At 69.7% G+C, this 17,172-nt stretch carries 13 protein-coding genes; 4 read left to right on the top strand and 9 right to left on the bottom strand.

Annotated features, from left to right (window positions below; genetic code table 11):
• Positions 1-317 precede the first annotated feature (317 nt).
• The 3 genes from ACZ4WQ_RS46030 to thyX form a co-directional block, all read right to left on the bottom strand.
• On the bottom strand, positions 318-2,003 hold the full coding sequence (locus ACZ4WQ_RS46030; RefSeq protein WP_311727687.1) for a ribonuclease J: 1,686 nt from the start codon (positions 2,001-2,003) through the stop codon (positions 318-320).
• Between the two features lie 124 nt (positions 2,004-2,127).
• Positions 2,128-3,027 (bottom strand): 4-hydroxy-tetrahydrodipicolinate synthase, encoded by a 900-nt coding sequence (gene dapA, locus ACZ4WQ_RS46025; protein WP_311727688.1) that lies wholly within the window; start codon positions 3,025-3,027, stop codon positions 2,128-2,130.
• A gap of 209 nt (positions 3,028-3,236) precedes the next feature.
• Complete coding sequence (gene thyX, locus ACZ4WQ_RS46020) at positions 3,237-3,977, bottom strand: FAD-dependent thymidylate synthase (RefSeq protein ID WP_398376958.1); 741 nt, start codon at positions 3,975-3,977, stop codon at positions 3,237-3,239.
• A gap of 189 nt (positions 3,978-4,166) precedes the next feature.
• Between thyX and ACZ4WQ_RS46015 the strand changes: the two genes are divergently transcribed.
• Together ACZ4WQ_RS46015 and ACZ4WQ_RS46010 are read left to right on the top strand one after the other, a co-directional pair.
• Positions 4,167-4,409, top strand: a complete 243-nt coding sequence (locus ACZ4WQ_RS46015) for a hypothetical protein (protein ID WP_311727690.1) — start codon at positions 4,167-4,169, stop codon at positions 4,407-4,409.
• A gap of 63 nt (positions 4,410-4,472) precedes the next feature.
• Positions 4,473-5,024 (top strand): hypothetical protein, encoded by a 552-nt coding sequence (locus tag ACZ4WQ_RS46010; RefSeq protein ID WP_311727691.1) that lies wholly within the window; start codon positions 4,473-4,475, stop codon positions 5,022-5,024.
• A 37-nt stretch (positions 5,025-5,061) separates the two neighbouring features.
• Here ACZ4WQ_RS46010 and ACZ4WQ_RS46005 read toward each other — a convergent pair whose 3' ends face one another.
• The 6 genes from ACZ4WQ_RS46005 to eccD all read right to left on the bottom strand — a co-directional run bounded on the left by ACZ4WQ_RS46005 (position 5,062) and on the right by eccD (position 12,387).
• Complete coding sequence (locus ACZ4WQ_RS46005) at positions 5,062-5,520, bottom strand: tetratricopeptide repeat protein (protein WP_358847787.1); 459 nt, start codon at positions 5,518-5,520, stop codon at positions 5,062-5,064.
• Between the two features lie 8 nt (positions 5,521-5,528).
• Complete coding sequence (gene dapB, locus ACZ4WQ_RS46000) at positions 5,529-6,281, bottom strand: 4-hydroxy-tetrahydrodipicolinate reductase (protein ID WP_311727693.1); 753 nt, start codon at positions 6,279-6,281, stop codon at positions 5,529-5,531.
• A gap of 62 nt (positions 6,282-6,343) precedes the next feature.
• On the bottom strand, positions 6,344-7,723 hold the full coding sequence (locus tag ACZ4WQ_RS45995) for a M16 family metallopeptidase (RefSeq protein ID WP_352135243.1): 1,380 nt from the start codon (positions 7,721-7,723) through the stop codon (positions 6,344-6,346).
• On the bottom strand, positions 7,720-9,957 hold the full coding sequence (locus tag ACZ4WQ_RS45990) for a polyribonucleotide nucleotidyltransferase (RefSeq protein WP_311727695.1): 2,238 nt from the start codon (positions 9,955-9,957) through the stop codon (positions 7,720-7,722). The genes ACZ4WQ_RS45995 and ACZ4WQ_RS45990 overlap by 4 nt, the downstream gene beginning before the upstream one ends.
• Positions 9,958-10,388: 431 nt before the next feature.
• Positions 10,389-10,676 carry a 30S ribosomal protein S15 gene (gene rpsO, locus ACZ4WQ_RS45985; protein WP_030288085.1) on the bottom strand — a complete coding sequence of 96 codons (288 nt, stop codon included), beginning with the start codon at positions 10,674-10,676 and terminating at the stop codon, positions 10,389-10,391.
• Positions 10,677-10,917: 241 nt separating this feature from the next.
• On the bottom strand, positions 10,918-12,387 hold the full coding sequence (eccD, locus tag ACZ4WQ_RS45980; protein WP_311727696.1) for a type VII secretion integral membrane protein EccD: 1,470 nt from the start codon (positions 12,385-12,387) through the stop codon (positions 10,918-10,920).
• Between the two features lie 175 nt (positions 12,388-12,562).
• On the opposite strand from eccD, the gene eccCa reads away from it, so the two are divergent.
• Positions 12,563-16,519, top strand: a complete 3,957-nt coding sequence (eccCa, locus tag ACZ4WQ_RS45975) for a type VII secretion protein EccCa (protein WP_398376960.1) — start codon at positions 12,563-12,565, stop codon at positions 16,517-16,519.
• 171 nt (positions 16,520-16,690) lie between these two features.
• A complete protein-coding gene (locus ACZ4WQ_RS45970; RefSeq protein WP_398376961.1) occupies positions 16,691-17,152 on the top strand; it encodes a hypothetical protein in 462 nt (153 codons plus the stop codon).
• The last annotated feature ends 20 nt before the right edge of the window (positions 17,153-17,172 follow it).

Here is a 17,172-nt window from a genome sequence, read left to right as displayed (position 1 = left end):
CTTTGAAACCGTTTCACCGGTTTCTCCGGGCGCTTCCCTTCGGTGTTTCCAACCTTACCAGATCCGTTTTCCGGTCCGTTCCCGGTCCGAATTCCCATTTCTGGTGGCCATTGGAGTGGCCTTTGCCTTTCGGCTGTCTCCGACTTTATCAGAATTCTCTGAGCCGGATTCCCACCCGCCTTCCGGGTCCTCCCTCGCACGCTGAGTGCTCGGGGTTCCCCTTCTGGCGGAGCCGTAAACGTACTGGAGCGGGGCTCCCGGATGCAAATCGGGGAGCCCCGCTCGTGGCTAGGCGCCGGGCGGGCGCTGAGCCGGCGTCAGACCTCGACGACCACAGGCAGGATCATGGGGCGCCGGCGGTAGCTGTCGGACACCCACTTGCCCACCGAGCGCCGCATCAGCTGCTGTAGCTGGTGCGGTTCGGCGATGCCGTCCGAGGCGCACTTGGCCAGGGATTCCTCGATCTTCGGGATGACCGCGGAGAAGGCGGAGTCCTCGATACCGGAGCCCCTCGCCTGGATGTACGGGCCGCCCACGATCTTGCCGGTCGTGCTGTCCACGACCACGAAGACCGAGATGATGCCCTCCTCACCGAGGATGCGGCGGTCCTTGAGCGAGCTCTCCGTGACGTCGCCGACTGAGAGTCCGTCGACGTACACATAGCCCGCCTGCACCTTGCCGACGATCTTCGCGATGCCGTCGACCAGGTCGACCACCACCCCGTCCTCGGCGATGACGCAGCGGTTCTTGGGCACACCGGTCAGCGCGCCCAGCTCGGCGTTGGCGCGCAGATGTCGCCATTCGCCGTGCACCGGCATCAGGTTCCGGGGCTTGCAGATGTTGTAGAAGTACAGCAGCTCCCCGGCCGAGGCGTGCCCGGAGACATGGACCTTGGCGTTGCCCTTGTGAACCACCGTCGCGCCCCACCGGCTCAGGCCGTTGATCACGCGGTAGACCGCGTTCTCGTTGCCAGGGATGAGCGAGGACGCCAGGATCACCGTGTCGCCCTGGACGATCCGGATCTGGTGATCGCGGTTGGCCATTCTGGACAGCGCGGCCATGGGCTCGCCCTGGGAACCGGTGCAGACGAGCACGATCTCGTCGTCCGGCAGATCGTCGAGCGTCTTCACATCGACCACGAGCCCGGCCGGTACCCGCAGATAGCCGAGGTCGCGCGCGATGCCCATGTTGCGGACCATCGAGCGGCCGACGAAGGCGACCCGGCGCCCGTACTCATGGGCCGCGTCGAGGATCTGCTGGATGCGGTGCACATGGCTGGCGAAGCTCGCGACGATGATCCGCCGCTGCGCGTCGGCGAAGACCTGGCGCAGCACGCCGGAGATGTCGCGCTCAGGCGGGACGAAGCCGGGGACCTCGGCGTTCGTGGAGTCGGAGAGCAGAAGGTCGATGCCTTCCTCGCCGAGCTTCGCGAAGGCGGGCAGGTCCGTGAGGCGGCCGTCGAGCGGCAGCTGGTCCATCTTGAAGTCGCCGGTGTGCACGGCCATGCCGGCCGGGGTGCGGATGGCGACGGCGAGGGCGTCCGGGATGGAGTGGTTCACCGCCACGAACTCGCAGTCGAAGGGGCCGATCCGCTCGCGCCGCCCCTCCTCCACCTCGAGCGTGTACGGGCGGATGCGGTGCTCCTGGAGCTTCGCCTCGATCAGGGCGAGGGTCAGCTTGGAGCCGATCAGCGGGATGTCCGGCTTCTCGCGGAGCAGGAACGGGACGCCGCCGATGTGGTCTTCGTGGCCGTGCGTGAGCACGATGCCGTCGATGTCGTCGAGACGGTCCCGGATGCACGTGAAGTCCGGCAGGATCAGGTCGACTCCGGGCTGCTCCTCCTCGGGGAAGAGCACTCCGCAGTCGACGATCAGCAGCCGGCCGCCGTACTCGAAGACCGTCATGTTGCGGCCGATTTCGCCGAGCCCGCCGAGCGGGGTGATGCGCAGTCCCCCCTCGGGGAGCTTCGGCGGAGGGCCGAGTTCAGGATGCGGATGACTCAAAAGACTCTCCTCACCACACACGCCACGTGCCCCCGTGGGGCACATGGCGCGCGTGACATTCGTGCACTTGCTTGATGTGTCTGTATGAACTTGTGAAGTACGAAGTTGCGAAAATCGCCTCTGTTTACAGCTGTACCCCGCCAGCAGCCAGATCGCGCTTGAGCTGCTCCGTTTCCTCGGCGGTGAGCTCCACGAGCGGCAGGCGCAGCGGCCCGCCCGGCAGGCCCTGAAGGGCGAGCGCGGCCTTCGTCGTGATGACGCCCTGAGTGCGGAACACCCCGGTGAAGACCGGGAGGAGCTTCTGGTGGATCTCGGTGGCCTTCGCCACGTCGCCCGAGGTGTGGGCTTCGAGCAGCGCGCACAGCTCGGGAGTGACGAGGTGGCCGACCACGGACACGAAGCCGACGGCACCGACGGACAGCAGTGGCAGGTTCAGCATGTCATCGCCGGAATACCAGGCCAGTCGGGAGCGCGCGATGGCCCAGCTGGCACGGCCGAGGTCGCCCTTGGCATCCTTGTTGGCGACGATGCGCGGGTGCTCGGCGAGCCGCACGATGGTCTCGGTACTGATCGGCACACCACTGCGGCCGGGAATGTCATAGAGCATGACCGGCAGGTCGGTGGCGTCGGCGATGGCGGTGAAGTGCCGGAAGATGCCTTCCTGCGGGGGCTTGCTGTAGTACGGCGTGACAGCCAGGAGGCCATGGGCGCCGGCCTGCTCGGCGGCACGGGCGAGCTCGACGCTGTGCCGGGTGTCGTTGGTGCCTGCTCCTGCCACGACATGGGCGCGGTCGCCGACCGCCTCCACCACGGCTCGTACGAGCTGGGCTTTCTCCGCATCGCTGGTGGTCGGGGATTCACCGGTGGTGCCGTTGACGATCAGGCCGTCATTGCCGGCGTCCACCAGGTGGGCGGCGAGCCGCTGAGCGCCATCGAGGTCGAGCGCGCCGTCAGCGGTGAATGGCGTGACCATGGCGGTCAGCACCCGCCCGAAGGGGGTCTGCGATGTGGATGTCGGTGCCATGGGTCCCACGCTACTCGTAGCGCGCCTCGCCGTGCTCGCTCGGGGCGGCGACCGGGGGCGGCGGTATGGGACCCGGCACTGCCTGCTCGGGGGTTCAGGCAGTGCCGGATCCGTTTGTTCAGCCTAGATGAACTTCACGAAACGCCGCAATACGGACACCTCTCACGCATGGCCCGTCCGGGGAGTATCCGAGGAGTGTCCAGGGAGCGCTACGGGGCGACGCGTCCATTCGCGTTGAAGGCTGCGTGGGTGAGCGGCATCAGCCCGGCCCAGAACTCCTCCATCTTCTCGCCCACCATCTCGATCTCCCGCTGCGGGAAGGAGGGCACCGCGGCCTGCTCGTGCTGGGTGCGCAGACCGAGGAAGTGCATCAGCGAGCGCGCGTTGCACGTCGCGTACATGGAGGAGAACAGGCCCACGGGCAGGACGGAGCGGGCCACCTCACGGGCGACTCCGGCCGCCAGCATCTCCCGATACGCCTCGTACGCGTGGCGGTAGGCGTCTTCCATCACGCGGCCGGTCAGCTCGTGCTGCGCCTGGGTGCCCTCCACGAACTCGTACTTGCCCGGACGGCCCTGCTGGACCAGCTTGCGGGCCTCCCCGGGGATGTAGAAGACAGGCTCGAGCCGGCGGTAGCGACCGGACTCCTCGTTGTACGACCAGCCCACGCGGTGCCGCATGAACTCGCGGAAGACGAAGATCGGGGCGCTGATGAAGAAGGTCATCGAGTTGTGCTCGAAGGGGCTGCCGTGCCGGTCCCGCATCAGGTAGTTGATCAGCCCCTTGGAGCGCTCCGGGTCCTTGGTGAGCTCTTCGAGGGACTGCTCACCGGCGGTGGACACCCGGGCGGCCCACAGCACATCGGAGTCGGCCGCGCTGTGCTTGACCAGCTCGACGGTCACGTCGCTGCGGAAACTGGCCTTCTCGCTCTCGGCGGGGATATCGGTCACCGGCGGGTCCTTCCATGTCTTTCTCGCTCAGGGCTCGCCCAGCTTACGGGCCGCCACCGACATCCCCTCCGACCGGTCACAACCCTGAAAATCTCAACAGAAGTCGATGAAAAAGGGCACCTCACCACCCGTTCATGCGTCCTACCTACTGAAGTGCCCACGTTCGAGGTTCCAAGGAGAGCCCCCATCATGTTCCGCCGGCGCGAGTCCGTGCCCTTCGCCTTCGTCGCTGAAGCCGACCGGTTCCGCAGCAATGTCACCCCGCCGCCCCGCCCCCGCGCCACCCCGTCGCAGCTAGCGGGCCGCACCCTCATCACCCTCACGATCGTCGCCGGGTTCGTGGGCTCGCTGATGTTCGGGTTGCCCGCGCTCGAGAGCGGGCCGCGGACCACGCACCAGACGCAGCAGTCGGAGGCGTCGGACGGACGCTGAGTCCCTGGGATAGCCTCACCCACCACAGGCCCATCCGGACATGTGTGTGAGTGAGGACCATTCGTGCCCCTGCCCTTCCTGACAGCGGACCGCGCCCTTGACGACGAGGGGCCGGAGGCCGGAGCGGCCCTCCCCTACGAGGACCCGGGCCGCAGGCGGCGCCCGTACCGGCCGGGTCCCTGGAGGGTCGGCGGAGCCGCGCTCCTGCTGCTGCTCGCCTCGTATGTGCTGTTCTCGGCGATGATCATCGCCCTCGCCGGTTCGGTGCCCGCCGCGGGCGTGTGTGTGGCGGTCGCCGCGCTGGTGATCGTGTGCGCCGTCCGACTGGTGCGGGCCGGCGTGTGGATGGACGAGGAGGGGCTGCGGCTGACGGGCCTCTTCTCGGCCACGACGATGCGCTGGTCGCAGATCACCGCGATACGCACGACCCAGCAGCCGGTGCGGTGGCTGGGGCTGCCGCGAAGCGTCCAGGGACAGGCGGTGCTCATCGAGGTGGCGGGAGGCTCCTCCCCCCGGGTGGCCGTCACCGACCACAGCGCCGACTTCCTCGGCCGCCCCGAGTCCTTCGCCATGGCGGCCGACGCGATCGAGGGCTCGGCGGCCCGGTACCGCTGAGCCGGCGGCACCGGGCGCTGAGCCACCGGGCCCGGGGTCAGCCCTGGGCCCGCACCGGCCGGCCGTCGTGCAGGGCGATGGCGCGCTGCATCGCCTTGCGGGCGCGCACCGTGTCACGCGCGTCGTAGTAGGCGACGGCCAGCCGGAACCAGGAGCGCCAGTCGTCCGGCGACTCCTCGGTCTCGGCCCGCCGCTTGGCGAAGACCTCGTCCGCGGAGTCCCGGTCGATCCGCCCGCCGGGCGTCCGTACCAGCTCGTCGACCGGGAGGCCGCCTTCGGCCTCCAGCTCGCGGGCCAGCCGGTTCGCGCTGCGCGCGAACACCGTGGTCTTCCACAGGAACCAGCCGCCGATGACCGGCAGCACCAGCACGGCAGCGCCGAAGGCCACGGTCAGCGGCGTGCCCTGCTCGATGAGCAGGACGCCCCGGCTGCCGACCAGGACGAAGTACACGACCAGGACGGCCGCGAGGACGAAATACGTGATCTTTGCGCGCACCGCTTGTCTCAGTCCAGATCGAGGAAGTGTTCCAGGCCGAGGGTCAGGCCGGGAGCGGACACCACGCGGCGCACCCCCAGCAGCACGCCGGGCATGAAGCTGCTGTGGTGTGTGGAGTCATGGCGGATGGTGAGGGTCTCGCCCTCGCCGCCCAGCAGTACCTCCTGGTGGGCCAGGAGCCCGCGCAGCCGCACCGAGTGCACCCGCACCCCGTCCACATCGGCGCCGCGGGCACCCTCCAGCGCCGTGCTCGTCGCGTCCGGCTGCGGCGCGCACCCCGCCTCTTCCCGGGCCTCCGCGATCAGCTGCGCGGTGCGGGCCGCGGTGCCCGAGGGGGCGTCCGCCTTGTTCGGGTGGTGCAGCTCGATGACCTCGACCGACTCGAAGAAGCGGGCGGCCTGCCGGGCGAACCGCATGGTCAGCACGGCGCCGATGGAGAAGTTCGGCGCGATGAGCACACCGGTGCCCGGCGCGGCCTCGAGCCAGCCCCGCAGCAGCGCCAGGCGGTCGTCCGTCCAGCCGGTGGTGCCCACGACGCCGTGGATGCCGTGCCGGACGCAGAAGTCGAGATTGCCCATCACCGAGTCGGGATCGGTCAGCTCCACCGCGACCTCGGCGCCCGCCTCGACCATCGTCTCCAGCTTGTCGCCCCGGCCGAGCGCGGCGACCAGCTCCATGTCCTCGGCGGCTTCCACGGCTCGTACGGCCTCGGAGCCGATCCGGCCCTTGGCGCCGAGAACGGCCACGCGCAGCTTGCTCATCGTTCGCTTCCCTCTGCTACCTGAAGATCGTGCTGATCGTGCGCTCTTGCGCGGCCGCCGGGCTAGGCGACGGCCTCGTGCAGGCTCGCCGCCTGCTTGTCCTTCAGCGGGCCGATGACGGACAGCGAAGGACGCTGCCCCAGTACATCGCGGGCCACCTCGCGCACCTCGTCCGGGGTGACGGCCGCCATCCGGGCCAGCATGTCGTCCACCGACATCTGGTCGCCCCAGCACAGCTCGCTCTTGCCGATGCGGTTCATCAGCGCGCCGGTGTCTTCCAGGCCCAGCACCGTGGAGCCCCTCAGCTGGCCCACCGCGCGCCGCAGCTCCTCGTCGGTGAGCCCGTGCTGGGCGACGTGGTCGAGCTCGTCACGGCAGATCTTGAGGACGTCCGGCGCCTGGCTCGGGCGGCAGCCCGCATAGACGCCGAACAGGCCGCAGTCGGCGAAGGCCGAGGTGTACGAGTAGACGCTGTAGGCGAGCCCGCGCTTCTCCCGCACCTCCTGGAACAGGCGGGAGCTCATGCCGCCGCCGAGCGCCGTGTTGAGGACGCCGAGGGCCCAGCGCCGGTCGTCGGTGCGCGCGATCCCCGGCATGCCGAGGACGACATGCGCCTGCTCCGTCTTGCGGCCCTGCACCTCGACGCGACCGGCCGCGCGGATAGTGCGGGTGCCGTCGCGCGGGGCGACGGGGACCGCGTCCGTACGGGACAGGGCGCCCGCCTTGTCGAACGCCTTGCGCACCTGGCGGACGACCGCGGCGTGGTCCACATTGCCCGCGGCGGCGACCACCAGGTGGGTGGGGTCGTAGTGCTTCTTGTAGAAGCGGGCGATCTGGTCGCGGCTGAGCCCGTTGACCGTGTCAACGGTGCCGAGGACCGGGCGGCCGAGGGGAGTGTCGCCGAGCATGGTGTGCGCGAACAGATCGTGCACACAGTCGCCCGGGTCGTCCTCGGTCATCGCGATCTCTTCCAGGACGACGCCGCGCTCGGCGTCCACGTCCGCGGCGTCGATCAGCGAGCCGGTCAGCATGTCGCAGACGACATCGATGGCCAGTGGCAGATCGGTGTCGAGCACCCGCGCGTAGTAGCAGGTGTATTCCTTAGCCGTGAAGGCGTTCATCTCACCGCCGACCGCGTCGATGGCGGAGGAGATGTCGAGCGCGGTGCGCCGCCGGGTGCCCTTGAAGAGCAGATGCTCCAGGTAGTGGGTGGCGCCGTTGAGCACCGGGGTCTCATCGCGGGAGCCGACGTGTGCCCAGATCCCGAAGGTGGCCGAGCGCACGGACGGCAGGGTTTCGGTGACGACGCGCAGGCCCCCGGGCAGCGTGGTCCTGCGGACCGTCCCGATGCCGTTCTCGCCCTTGAGAAGCGTTTGGGTACGGGCGACGGCCCGCCCCTCCGAGGAGGGGCGGGCCGTCGCCGCGTGAACACGGGACGTCACTGGGCGGCTTCGTCCTTCGGCTCGTCCTTGGCGTCCTTCGCGTCCGAGCCCGCCTCGTCCTCGATGACCGGGATCAGCGAGAGCTTGCCGCGCTGGTCGATCTCGGCGATCTCGACCTGGACCTTGGCGCCGACCTTCAGCACGTCCTCGACGTTCTCCACGCGCTTGCCGCCGGCGAGCTTGCGGATCTGCGAGATGTGCAGCAGGCCGTCCTTGCCCGGGAGCAGGGAGACGAAGGCACCGAAGGTGGTGGTCTTCACGACCGTGCCCAGGTAGCGCTCGCCGACCTCCGGCATCGTCGGGTTGGCGATGCCGTTGATGGTGGTGCGGGCGGCCTCGGCGGCCGGGCCGTCGGCGGCACCGATGTAGATCGTGCCGTCGTCCTCGATGGTGATGTCCGCGCCGGTGTCCTCCTGGATCTGGTTGATCATCTTGCCCTTGGGGCCGATGACCTCACCGATCTTGTCCACCGGGATCTTGACGGTGATGATCCGCGGCGCGTTCGGCGACATCTCGTCCGGGACGTCGATGGCCTCGTTCATCACATCGAGGATGTGCAGCCGGGCGTCGCGGGCCTGCTTCAGGGCCGCGGCCAGCACGGACGCCGGGATGCCGTCCAGCTTGGTGTCCAGCTGGAGGGCGGTCACGAACGTCTTGGTGCCGGCGACCTTGAAGTCCATGTCGCCGAAGGCGTCCTCCGCACCGAGGATGTCGGTGAGGGTGACGTAGTGGGTCTCGCCGTCGATCTCCTGGGAGATCAGGCCCATGGCGATGCCGGCGACCGGGGCCTTCAGCGGCACACCGGCGTTCAGCAGCGACATGGTCGAGGCGCAGACCGACCCCATGGAGGTCGAGCCGTTGGAGCCGAGCGCCTCGGAGACCTGGCGGATGGCGTACGGGAACTCCTCGCGCGACGGCAGCACCGGGGTCAGCGCCCGCTCGGCCAGCGCGCCGTGGCCGATCTCGCGACGCTTCGGGGAGCCGACGCGGCCGGTCTCGCCGGTGGAGTACGGCGGGAAGTTGTAGTTGTGCATGTAGCGCTTGCGGGTCTCGGGCGACAGCGTGTCCAGCTGCTGCTCCATGCGGAGCATGTTCAGCGTGGTGACGCCCAGGATCTGGGTCTCGCCGCGCTCGAACAGCGCCGAGCCGTGGACCCGCGGGATCGCCTCGACCTCGGCGGCCAGCGTACGGATGTCCGTGACGCCGCGGCCGTCGATGCGCTTCTTCTCCTTGATCACGCGCTCGCGCACCAGGGCCTTGGTCAGCGACCGGTACGCGGCGGAGATCTCCTTCTCGCGCCCCTCGAACTGCGGCAGCAGCTTCTCGGCGGCCAGGCCCTTGACGCGGTCCAGCTCGGTCTCGCGCTCCTGCTTGCCCGCGATGGTCAGCGCCTGGGCGAGCTCGTCACGGACGGCGGCGGTGAGCGCCTCCAGGACGTCGTCCTGGTAGTCGAGGAAGATCGGGAACTCGCCGGTGGGCTTGGCGGCCTTGGCGGCGAGGTCCGACTGGGCCTTGCAGAGCACCTTGATGAAGGGCTTCGCGGCCTCGAGGCCCGCTGCCACGACCTCCTCGGTCGGCGCCTCGGCGCCGTCCTTGACCAGCTGGATGGTCTTCTCGGTGGCCTCGGCCTCGACCATCATGATCGCGACGTCGCCGTCCTCCAGGACGCGGCCGGCCACGACCATGTCGAAGACGGCGTCCTCGAGCTCGGAGTGGGTCGGGAAGGCCACCCACTGGCCCTTGATCAGGGCGACCCGGGTGCCGCCGATCGGCCCGGAGAAGGGCAGGCCGGCCAGCTGCGTGGAGCAGGAGGCGGCGTTGATCGCGACCACGTCGTAGAGGTGGTCGGGGTTGAGCGCCATGATCGTCTCGACGATCTGGATCTCGTTGCGCAGGCCCTTCTTGAAGGACGGGCGCAGCGGGCGGTCGATCAGGCGGCAGGTGAGGATCGCGTCCTCGGACGGGCGGCCCTCACGACGGAAGAACGAACCGGGGATGCGCCCGGCGGCGTACATCCGCTCCTCGACGTCGACCGTGAGCGGGAAGAAGTCGAGCTGGTCCTTGGGGTTCTTGGATGCGGTGGTGGCCGACAGCACCATGGTGTCGTCGTCCAGGTAGGCCACGGCGGAGCCGGCGGCCTGACGGGCCAGGCGGCCCGTCTCGAAACGGATGGTGCGGGTGCCGAAGGCGCCATTGTCGATGACGGCCTCGGCGTAGTGGGTCTCGTTCTCCACCAGGAAAATCTCCTCTTCTGCGTCCCTCGTCCGTGTGACGGAGGAACGGTGGTGGAGCAGCGCCCCTGGCCTTGCTCCGGCGGCCGGGCCGGTCTTCGATCGAAGCTACCGGAATTGCCAGTTCCGGGAGCCACTACCGAGGACCGGCTCCTATGGCGCCGGTGCCACGGGAATGAGGCGCTCCTCCTCGTTCGTTGTGACGTTGTTGGGACCAGACTACAAAGCTTCGCCCGTCCTCACGACGGCTGTGGATATCGGTGCCGACGGTGGGCGAGGTGCGCGGACGGCGGCCGGTCCCGGTGCGCGGCGCGCCGCGCGGGTTCCGCCGCCCGTGCGGCAGCGGTTCTGTGGCGCGTACGGCCGCCAGTCCGCGGCACGTACGGCAAAGGGAGCGGTCCCCTGTCCCGGGAACCGCTCCCTGCCACGGCGTCTTACTTGGCGCCCGCCGCGCCGCGGCGGATACCCAGGCGCTCGACCAGCGCACGGAAGCGCGTGATGTCCTTCTTCGCCAGGTACTGGAGCAGGCGGCGGCGCTGGCCGACCAGGAGCAGCAGACCACGACGGGAGTGGTGGTCGTGCTTGTGGGTCTTGAGGTGCTCGGTCAGGTCGGAGATGCGGCGCGAGAGCAGCGCGACCTGGACCTCGGGGGAACCGGTGTCGCCCTCCTTGGTGGCGAACTCGGACATGATCTGCTTCTTCGTAGCGGCGTCGAGCGACACGCGGTACTCCTTCAGGTTCTTCTGTTCGGCCACCGAGTGCCCCTGGTCTTGGTCTCAGGGGAGCTTCCGTGACTCGGGAGGCGAGGTCCGCTGGGCGCTGTCTCCAGAGTGCTCGTACGAGAGCTCCGGGGGCGCGTACACAAACGGCCGTCGCACACCCTACCAGCCGACGGCCACCCCTTTGACCGCCGACCTACATCCCCTGGTCAGGCCGCGCATCACCCGCTGGTCAGGCCGCGCATCACCCGCTGGTCAGGCTGCGCGCGGAGCTGTAGACGTCCAGCACGGCCAGGGCGAGGGGCACCAGGGAGAGCAGCAGGGCGCTCTCGGCCAGGTCGGAGAAGCGGCCCCAGAAAGGCGAGAGCCCCTTCTTCGGAATGATCAGCGCAATGCCGGTGATCAGCGCGGCGCCCGCCGTGACGGAGGCGGCGAGCCAGATCGTACGGACGTCCAGCGGGCCGCTGTCGTGCTGGACCAGCAGCTTGAACATGGCGTCGGCCGGCGGGTTCAGGGACAGCCCGAGGACGAGCAGCCCCAGGCCGATCAGGCCGGCGGAGAGAACGGCGGCGACCTGGGCGGTGTAGCGGAAGAGTCGGGCGCGCAGCAGCATCGCGAGGCCGGAGACGAGGGCGAGCACCTGGCCCCAGACGTTGTCGGCGAAGCCGAGCACGGACGAGGCGCCGACCACGATGGCGGAGCAGCCGCCGACCAGGCCGAGCAGCATCTCGTGGCCGCGGCGGGCCTGGGCGGCGATGCGGTCGGCGTCGACGGGCTCGGGGGCGGGCGCGGACCCGGAGTCCAACTCGTCGTCCTCGGCCGCCGAGCGCGGCGCGGCGTATCCGATGGGCAGGCGGGCGACGCGCGCCGACAGGCCCGGCAGGAACGCGACGGCGCCGATCGCGACGGCGGCGCACACCGCGGCGGTCTCCGTGGGGCTGACCTCGGTGAGGATCGCGCAGAAGGTGGCGAGGGTGCCGACGGTCGACGCGAAGACCGCGGCGACGAACGGGGCGTCGCCGGTGGGCATGGCGACCACCAGGGCGACCGAGACGACGAGGACGGCGACACAGCCGAGCAGGAACTGGAGGCGGCCGATGCCCTCGCCCGGGTCGAGGGGGAGCAGCCCCGAGCCCGCGATCATGGCGTGTGGCAGGGCAGCGAGGCCGAGCGCGATCGCGGAGGCGCGATCCTCGTAGACCCGCGCCCGTACCCCCGCAAGGGCCGCGAGCAGCACCGCGACGGCGGCGGCGATGATGCCCGGCAGACCGTGCATGTCATGTTTGAGCGGATCGGCGAACCAAAGCACGAAGCCCATGAGGACCAGCAATAGGGAGCCGCCGAACAGCCCGAAGGCGCGCAGGTACCCGTCGCTCCACAGGGTCCGGTCGCGGGTGACGGCGGAGGCGATGGCGTCCGACACATCGTCGTAGACGGCGGGCGGCAGCGACTCGGCGAAGGGACGCAGGGACAGCAGCTCGCCGTCGAGCACCTGCTGGGCGCCCAGCGACAGCGAGCCGTCCAGGACGGTGCCGTCGCGGCGTACGAGGTGGTAGCCGGTGGGGGCGCCCACGGGCTGGGTCTGTCCGGTCAGGCGGAGGATCTCGGGGTAGACGTCGGCGACGGCGATGTCCTCCGGAAGAGCCACATCGATCCGACTGTCAGGCGCGACCACGGTCACCCTGCAGAAGCCGGTCGTAGCGGACGTACTCACCTTTATGGCCCCCTGTTCGCTGTGGAGCGGCGCACGGCACCGCACGCGCGGCGGCCACCCTACCGGGGCCGAGCGGCTCATACGTCGGTAGGATCGCCGTCTCGCAGAGGGAGTCCGTCGCCACGGGGGTGCCGGAGAGGAACTGTTCATCTGCGTGGAGGGGTTGAGGGATCCGGTGAGCCAGGTCGTCGTCAAGCGCCAACCGCGGGCCCTCCCGCCCGAGGTGCCGAGCGAGGAACTCCGCCTCGAATCGCCCCCTGAGCTGCCGCGTGGCCAGCAAGAGGGCGTTCTGATGCAGCTGCTGCCCACGCTGGGCATGGCTTCGTCGATGGTCTACTTCTTCATGCCCGGCGCCGCGCCGATGATGAAGATCATGGGCGTGATGATGATGTTCTCCACGCTCGGCATGACCGTGGCGATGTTCATCCGGCACCGGCAGGGCTCCCAGGGGCAGCTCGCGGACATGCGCCGCGACTACCTCAAGTACCTCGCGCAGACCCGCCGTACGATCCGGCGCACCGCACGGTCGCAGCGCGACGCGCAGTTCTATCTGCACCCCTCCCCCGACCAGCTGTGGTCGATCGTGGCCCAGGGCAGCCGGGTGTGGGAACGGCGGGCGAGCGACAACGACTTCGGGCAGATCCGGATCGGGCTCGGCTCACAGCAGCTGTCCACCCCGCTGGTCGCCCCCGACACGGCCGCGGTCGACGACCTGGAGCCGCTGACGGCGGGCGCCATGCAGAAGTTCCTGGCGACCCAGGGATCGCTCGAGCAGATGCCGATGGCGGTGTCGCTGCGCGCCTTCTACCACGTGACGGTGTCCGGGGAGCCGGATTCGGTGCGGGCCGCGGCGCGGGCGCTGGTCGCCCACCTGGTCACCCTCCACTCGCCCGAGGACCTCGTCATCGCGGTGGTCGCGCCGCGCAGCGCGGCGCCCTACTGGGACTGGACGAAGTGGCTGCCGCACCTCCAGGTGCCGGGCGCGATCGACGGGGCCGGCTCGCGACGGCTGTTCAGCGACTCCCTCGCGGAGCTGGAGGAGCTGCTCAAGGGGCGCCTGGAGGGGCGGTCCCGGTTCAGCAAGGACGCGCAGCCGCTGCTCGACCAGCCGCATGTGGTGGTCGTGCTGGACGGCGGGATGGTGCCGCCGGAGTCGGCGTTCGCGGCGCAGGAGGGCCTTCAGGGTGTCACCGTCCTCGAGGTGGTGCCGGGCGACCTCGACGAGCTGCGCGGCGGTCTCTCGGTGATCGTGCGGCCGGGGAAGCTCGAGCTGCTGTCGCAGGTCGCGGCGTACGACGGCGTCCCGGACCTGCTGTCGCTGGAGGCCGCGGACGCGCTCGCCCGGCAGCTGGCGCCGCTGCGGATGGGCGGGGGCGACGACGACGAACCGCTGCTGGCCAACCTCGACTTCACCGATCTGCTGGGGCTCGGCGACGCGGGCTCGGTGGATGTCACGCGCACCTGGCGGCCGCGCTCGGTGGCCGAGCGGCTGCGGGTGCCGATCGGGGTTGGCGAGGACGGCTCGCCGGTCATGCTGGACCTCAAGGAGGCGGCGCAGGACGGCATGGGCCCGCACGGCCTGTGCGTCGGCGCCACCGGCTCCGGCAAGTCCGAGCTGCTGCGCACCCTGGTGCTGGGGCTCGCGGTCACCCACTCGTCCGAGACGCTGAACTTCGTCCTCGCGGACTTCAAGGGTGGTGCGACCTTCGCGGGAATGTCACACCTGCCGCACGTGGCGGCGGTCATCACCAACCTCGCGGACGACCTGACGCTCGTCGACCGCATGCGCGACTCGATCACCGGTGAGCTCCAGCGGCGCCAGGAGCTGCTGCGCGCGGCCGGCAACTACGCGAACATCCACGACTACGAGAAGGCGCGGGCGGCCGGCGCCCCGCTGGAGCCCGTGGCCTCACTCGTCCTGGTGATCGACGAGTTCAGCGAGCTGCTGACGGCCAAGCCCGACTTCATCGACATGTTCATCCAGATCGGCCGCATCGGCCGCTCCCTGGGTGTGCATCTGCTGCTGGCCTCGCAGCGGCTGGAGGAGGGCCGGCTGCGCGGCCTGGAGACCTACCTGTCGTACCGCATCGGTCTGCGGACCTTCTCCGCGGCCGAGTCCCGTACGGCGCTGGGCGTGCCGGACGCGTACCACCTCCCGTCCGTCCCCGGCTCCGGCTATCTGAAGTTCGGCACGGACGAAATGACGCGCTTCAAGGCCGCGTACGTCTCCGGCGTGTACCGCACGGGGGCGGCGCGCGCCGACTTCGACGGCACCTCGCTGCCCATCGAGCGCCGGCCGGTGCTCTTCACGGCCTCCCCGGTCCCGGTCACCTACACCACCCCGGACCCGGCGGCGCTGACCACCCCGTCCCGCCAGGAGGACGACGCGCTGGCCGACACGGTCCTCGACGTCATCGTCCGCCGGCTGGAGGGCCAGGGCGCCCCGGCCCACCAGGTCTGGCTCCCGCCGCTGGACGAGGCGCCCTCGCTGGACCAGCTGCTGCCGCCGCTGTCCCCGGTCGAGGGCCGGGGTCTCACCGCGCCCGAATACCCCCGCCTGGGCAACCTCGTCGTTCCGCTCGGCCTCATCGACAAGCCCTTCGAACAGCGGCGTGACGTGCTCTACCGCGACTTCTCCGGCGCCGCCGGTCACATGCTGGTCGTCGGCGGCCCGCAGTCCGGCAAGTCCACGCTGATGCGCACCCTGATCGCCGCCTTCGCGCTCACCCACACCCCCGCCGAGGTGCAGTTCTACGGCCTGGACTTCGGCGGTGGCGGCATGAGCGCCGTCGCCGACCTGCCGCATGTGGGCGGCGTCGCCTCCCGGCTGGACCCGGAGCGGGTACGGCGCACCATCGCCGAGGTGGCGGGCATCCTGGCCCGGCGCGAGGAGTACTTCCGCGCCAAGAACGTCGACTCGATCGCCACCTACCGGCGGCAGCGGTCCCGCGGTGAGCACACGGAACAGGGCTGGGGCGACGTCTTCCTCGTCATCGACGGCTGGGCCAACTTCCGGCAGGAGTACGACATGCTGGAAGGGGTCGTAGCCGATATCGCGAGCCGCGGCCTCGGCTACGGCATCCACATCGTCGTCACGGCCTCCCGCAACATGGAAGTCCGCGCCTCTCTGAAGGACCAGCTCCTCAACCGCCTCGAGATGCGCCTCGGCGACACCATGGACTCCGAGTTCGACCGTAAGGTCGCCGCGAACGTGCCCCCGGGCGTCCCCGGCCGCGGCCAGCTCCCGGAGAAGCTCCACTTCATGGGCGCCCAGCCGCGTATCGACTCGGGCAGCGACCCCGACGACATCACGGACGCCCTCGGCGAGCTCATCAGCGCGGTGCGCAGCGGCTGGAACGGCCCGCACGCCCCCCGCGTACGCCTCCTCCCCCGCCGGCTCCGCGCCGAAGACCTCCCCAAGGGCTTCGAATACCCGCAGCACGGCATCGCGATCGGCATCGACGAGACCAACCTCGAACCCGTCTTCGTCGATTTCGAATCCGACCCCTTCTTCCTCGTCTTCGGCGAGAGCGAATCCGGCAAGACGGCTCTGCTGCGCCTCATCGCCAAGCAGATCACCGAACGCTACGGCCCGGACGAGGCGAAGATCGTGGTCGGCGACTACCGCCGCTCCCTGCTCGACGTCATCCCCGACACCCACCTCCTGGAATACGCGCCGATCGCCTCAGCCCTCCAGGTCCACACCACCGCCCTCAACGGCCTCATGGAACGCCGCGCCCCCAAGCCCGACATCACCCCCCAGCAGCTCCGCGACCGCAGCTGGTGGAGCGGACCGCAGTTCTTCGTCATCATCGACGACTACGAACTCGTCTCCACCAGCAGCGGCAACCCCATGGCCGTCCTCACCGACAACCTCCCCTTCGCGCGCGACGTCGGCATGCGCTTCATCATCGCCCGTAACTCCGCGGGCGCCTCCCGATCGATGTTCGAATCCTTCATGCAGCGCATCAAGGAACTCGGCGCCCAGGGCGTACTGCTCTCCGGCGACCCGACGGAAGGCGACCTCCTGGGCGGCGTCCGCCCCCGCCCCATGCCCCCGGGCCGCGGCTTCTTCGTCTCCCGCAAGCGGGGAACGCCGCTGGTGCAGCTTGGATGGCTCCCGGACCAGTAAGCCTGCACCTTCGAGCAACCACAGACCTCTGCCCTGGGCCGCCGGCCCGGGGCAGAGGTCTTTTTGTACGGCGACACGCCCCGCCGGCTACCCACACGTACGGTCAACTCCCCTAAGCTGAGCGTGACTTATGACTTTGACGCTCGAACACGCACACCAGGGGAGAGAAGCGTGTCGTTCGAAGAAGAGTGGAACGGACTCCGGGCCGAGGCGACGACGCGCATGCGTCTCAACGAAGCCGGCAAGGGCTCGTCCGGGGGTGGCGGCGGCTCCGGCGACCTGATCGTGCACCAAGACGATCTGGGACGGGTCGGCCACGAGGCCTTCTTACTCCACGACCGTCTCAAGAAGGCGGGCGACATGACCCGTGGAGCGAAGGACGACGGCTCGACCGCCAAGGCCGCCAGTTCGCTCACCACCCATCACTTCACCTTGGGCGGCGCCCTCACCAACATGGCCGTGATCTGGAACGACCAGCTCAAGACGCTGTTACAGGCCTGCGCCCATATTTCCAACCACCTCGACTACTCGAAGAGCTCGCAGGCCCATACGGACGCGAAGATCGCCACTGACATGGCACGCCGGGACGGGACCGCCATGCCGGTCTCCGAGATTTCCAAGTACTACAAGTAGGGGACGGGAGGGGGACCGCA

This window comes from Streptomyces sp. NPDC028305 (genome assembly GCF_055569495.1).
Note: the sequence above shows the minus strand (reverse complement) of the source record. Positions and strands in the feature narration are given on the sequence as shown.

Bases quoted from the DNA above. Each gene is read 5' to 3' on its own strand.
- dapA (WP_311727688.1), bottom strand. From the start codon at position 3,027: ATGGCACCGACATCCACATCGCAGACCCCCTTCGGGCGGGTGCTGACC.
- ACZ4WQ_RS46015 (WP_311727690.1), top strand. From the start codon at position 4,167: ATGTTCCGCCGGCGCGAGTCCGTGCCCTTCGCCTTCGTCGCTGAAGCC.
- dapB (WP_311727693.1), bottom strand. From the start codon at position 6,281: ATGAGCAAGCTGCGCGTGGCCGTTCTCGGCGCCAAGGGCCGGATCGGC.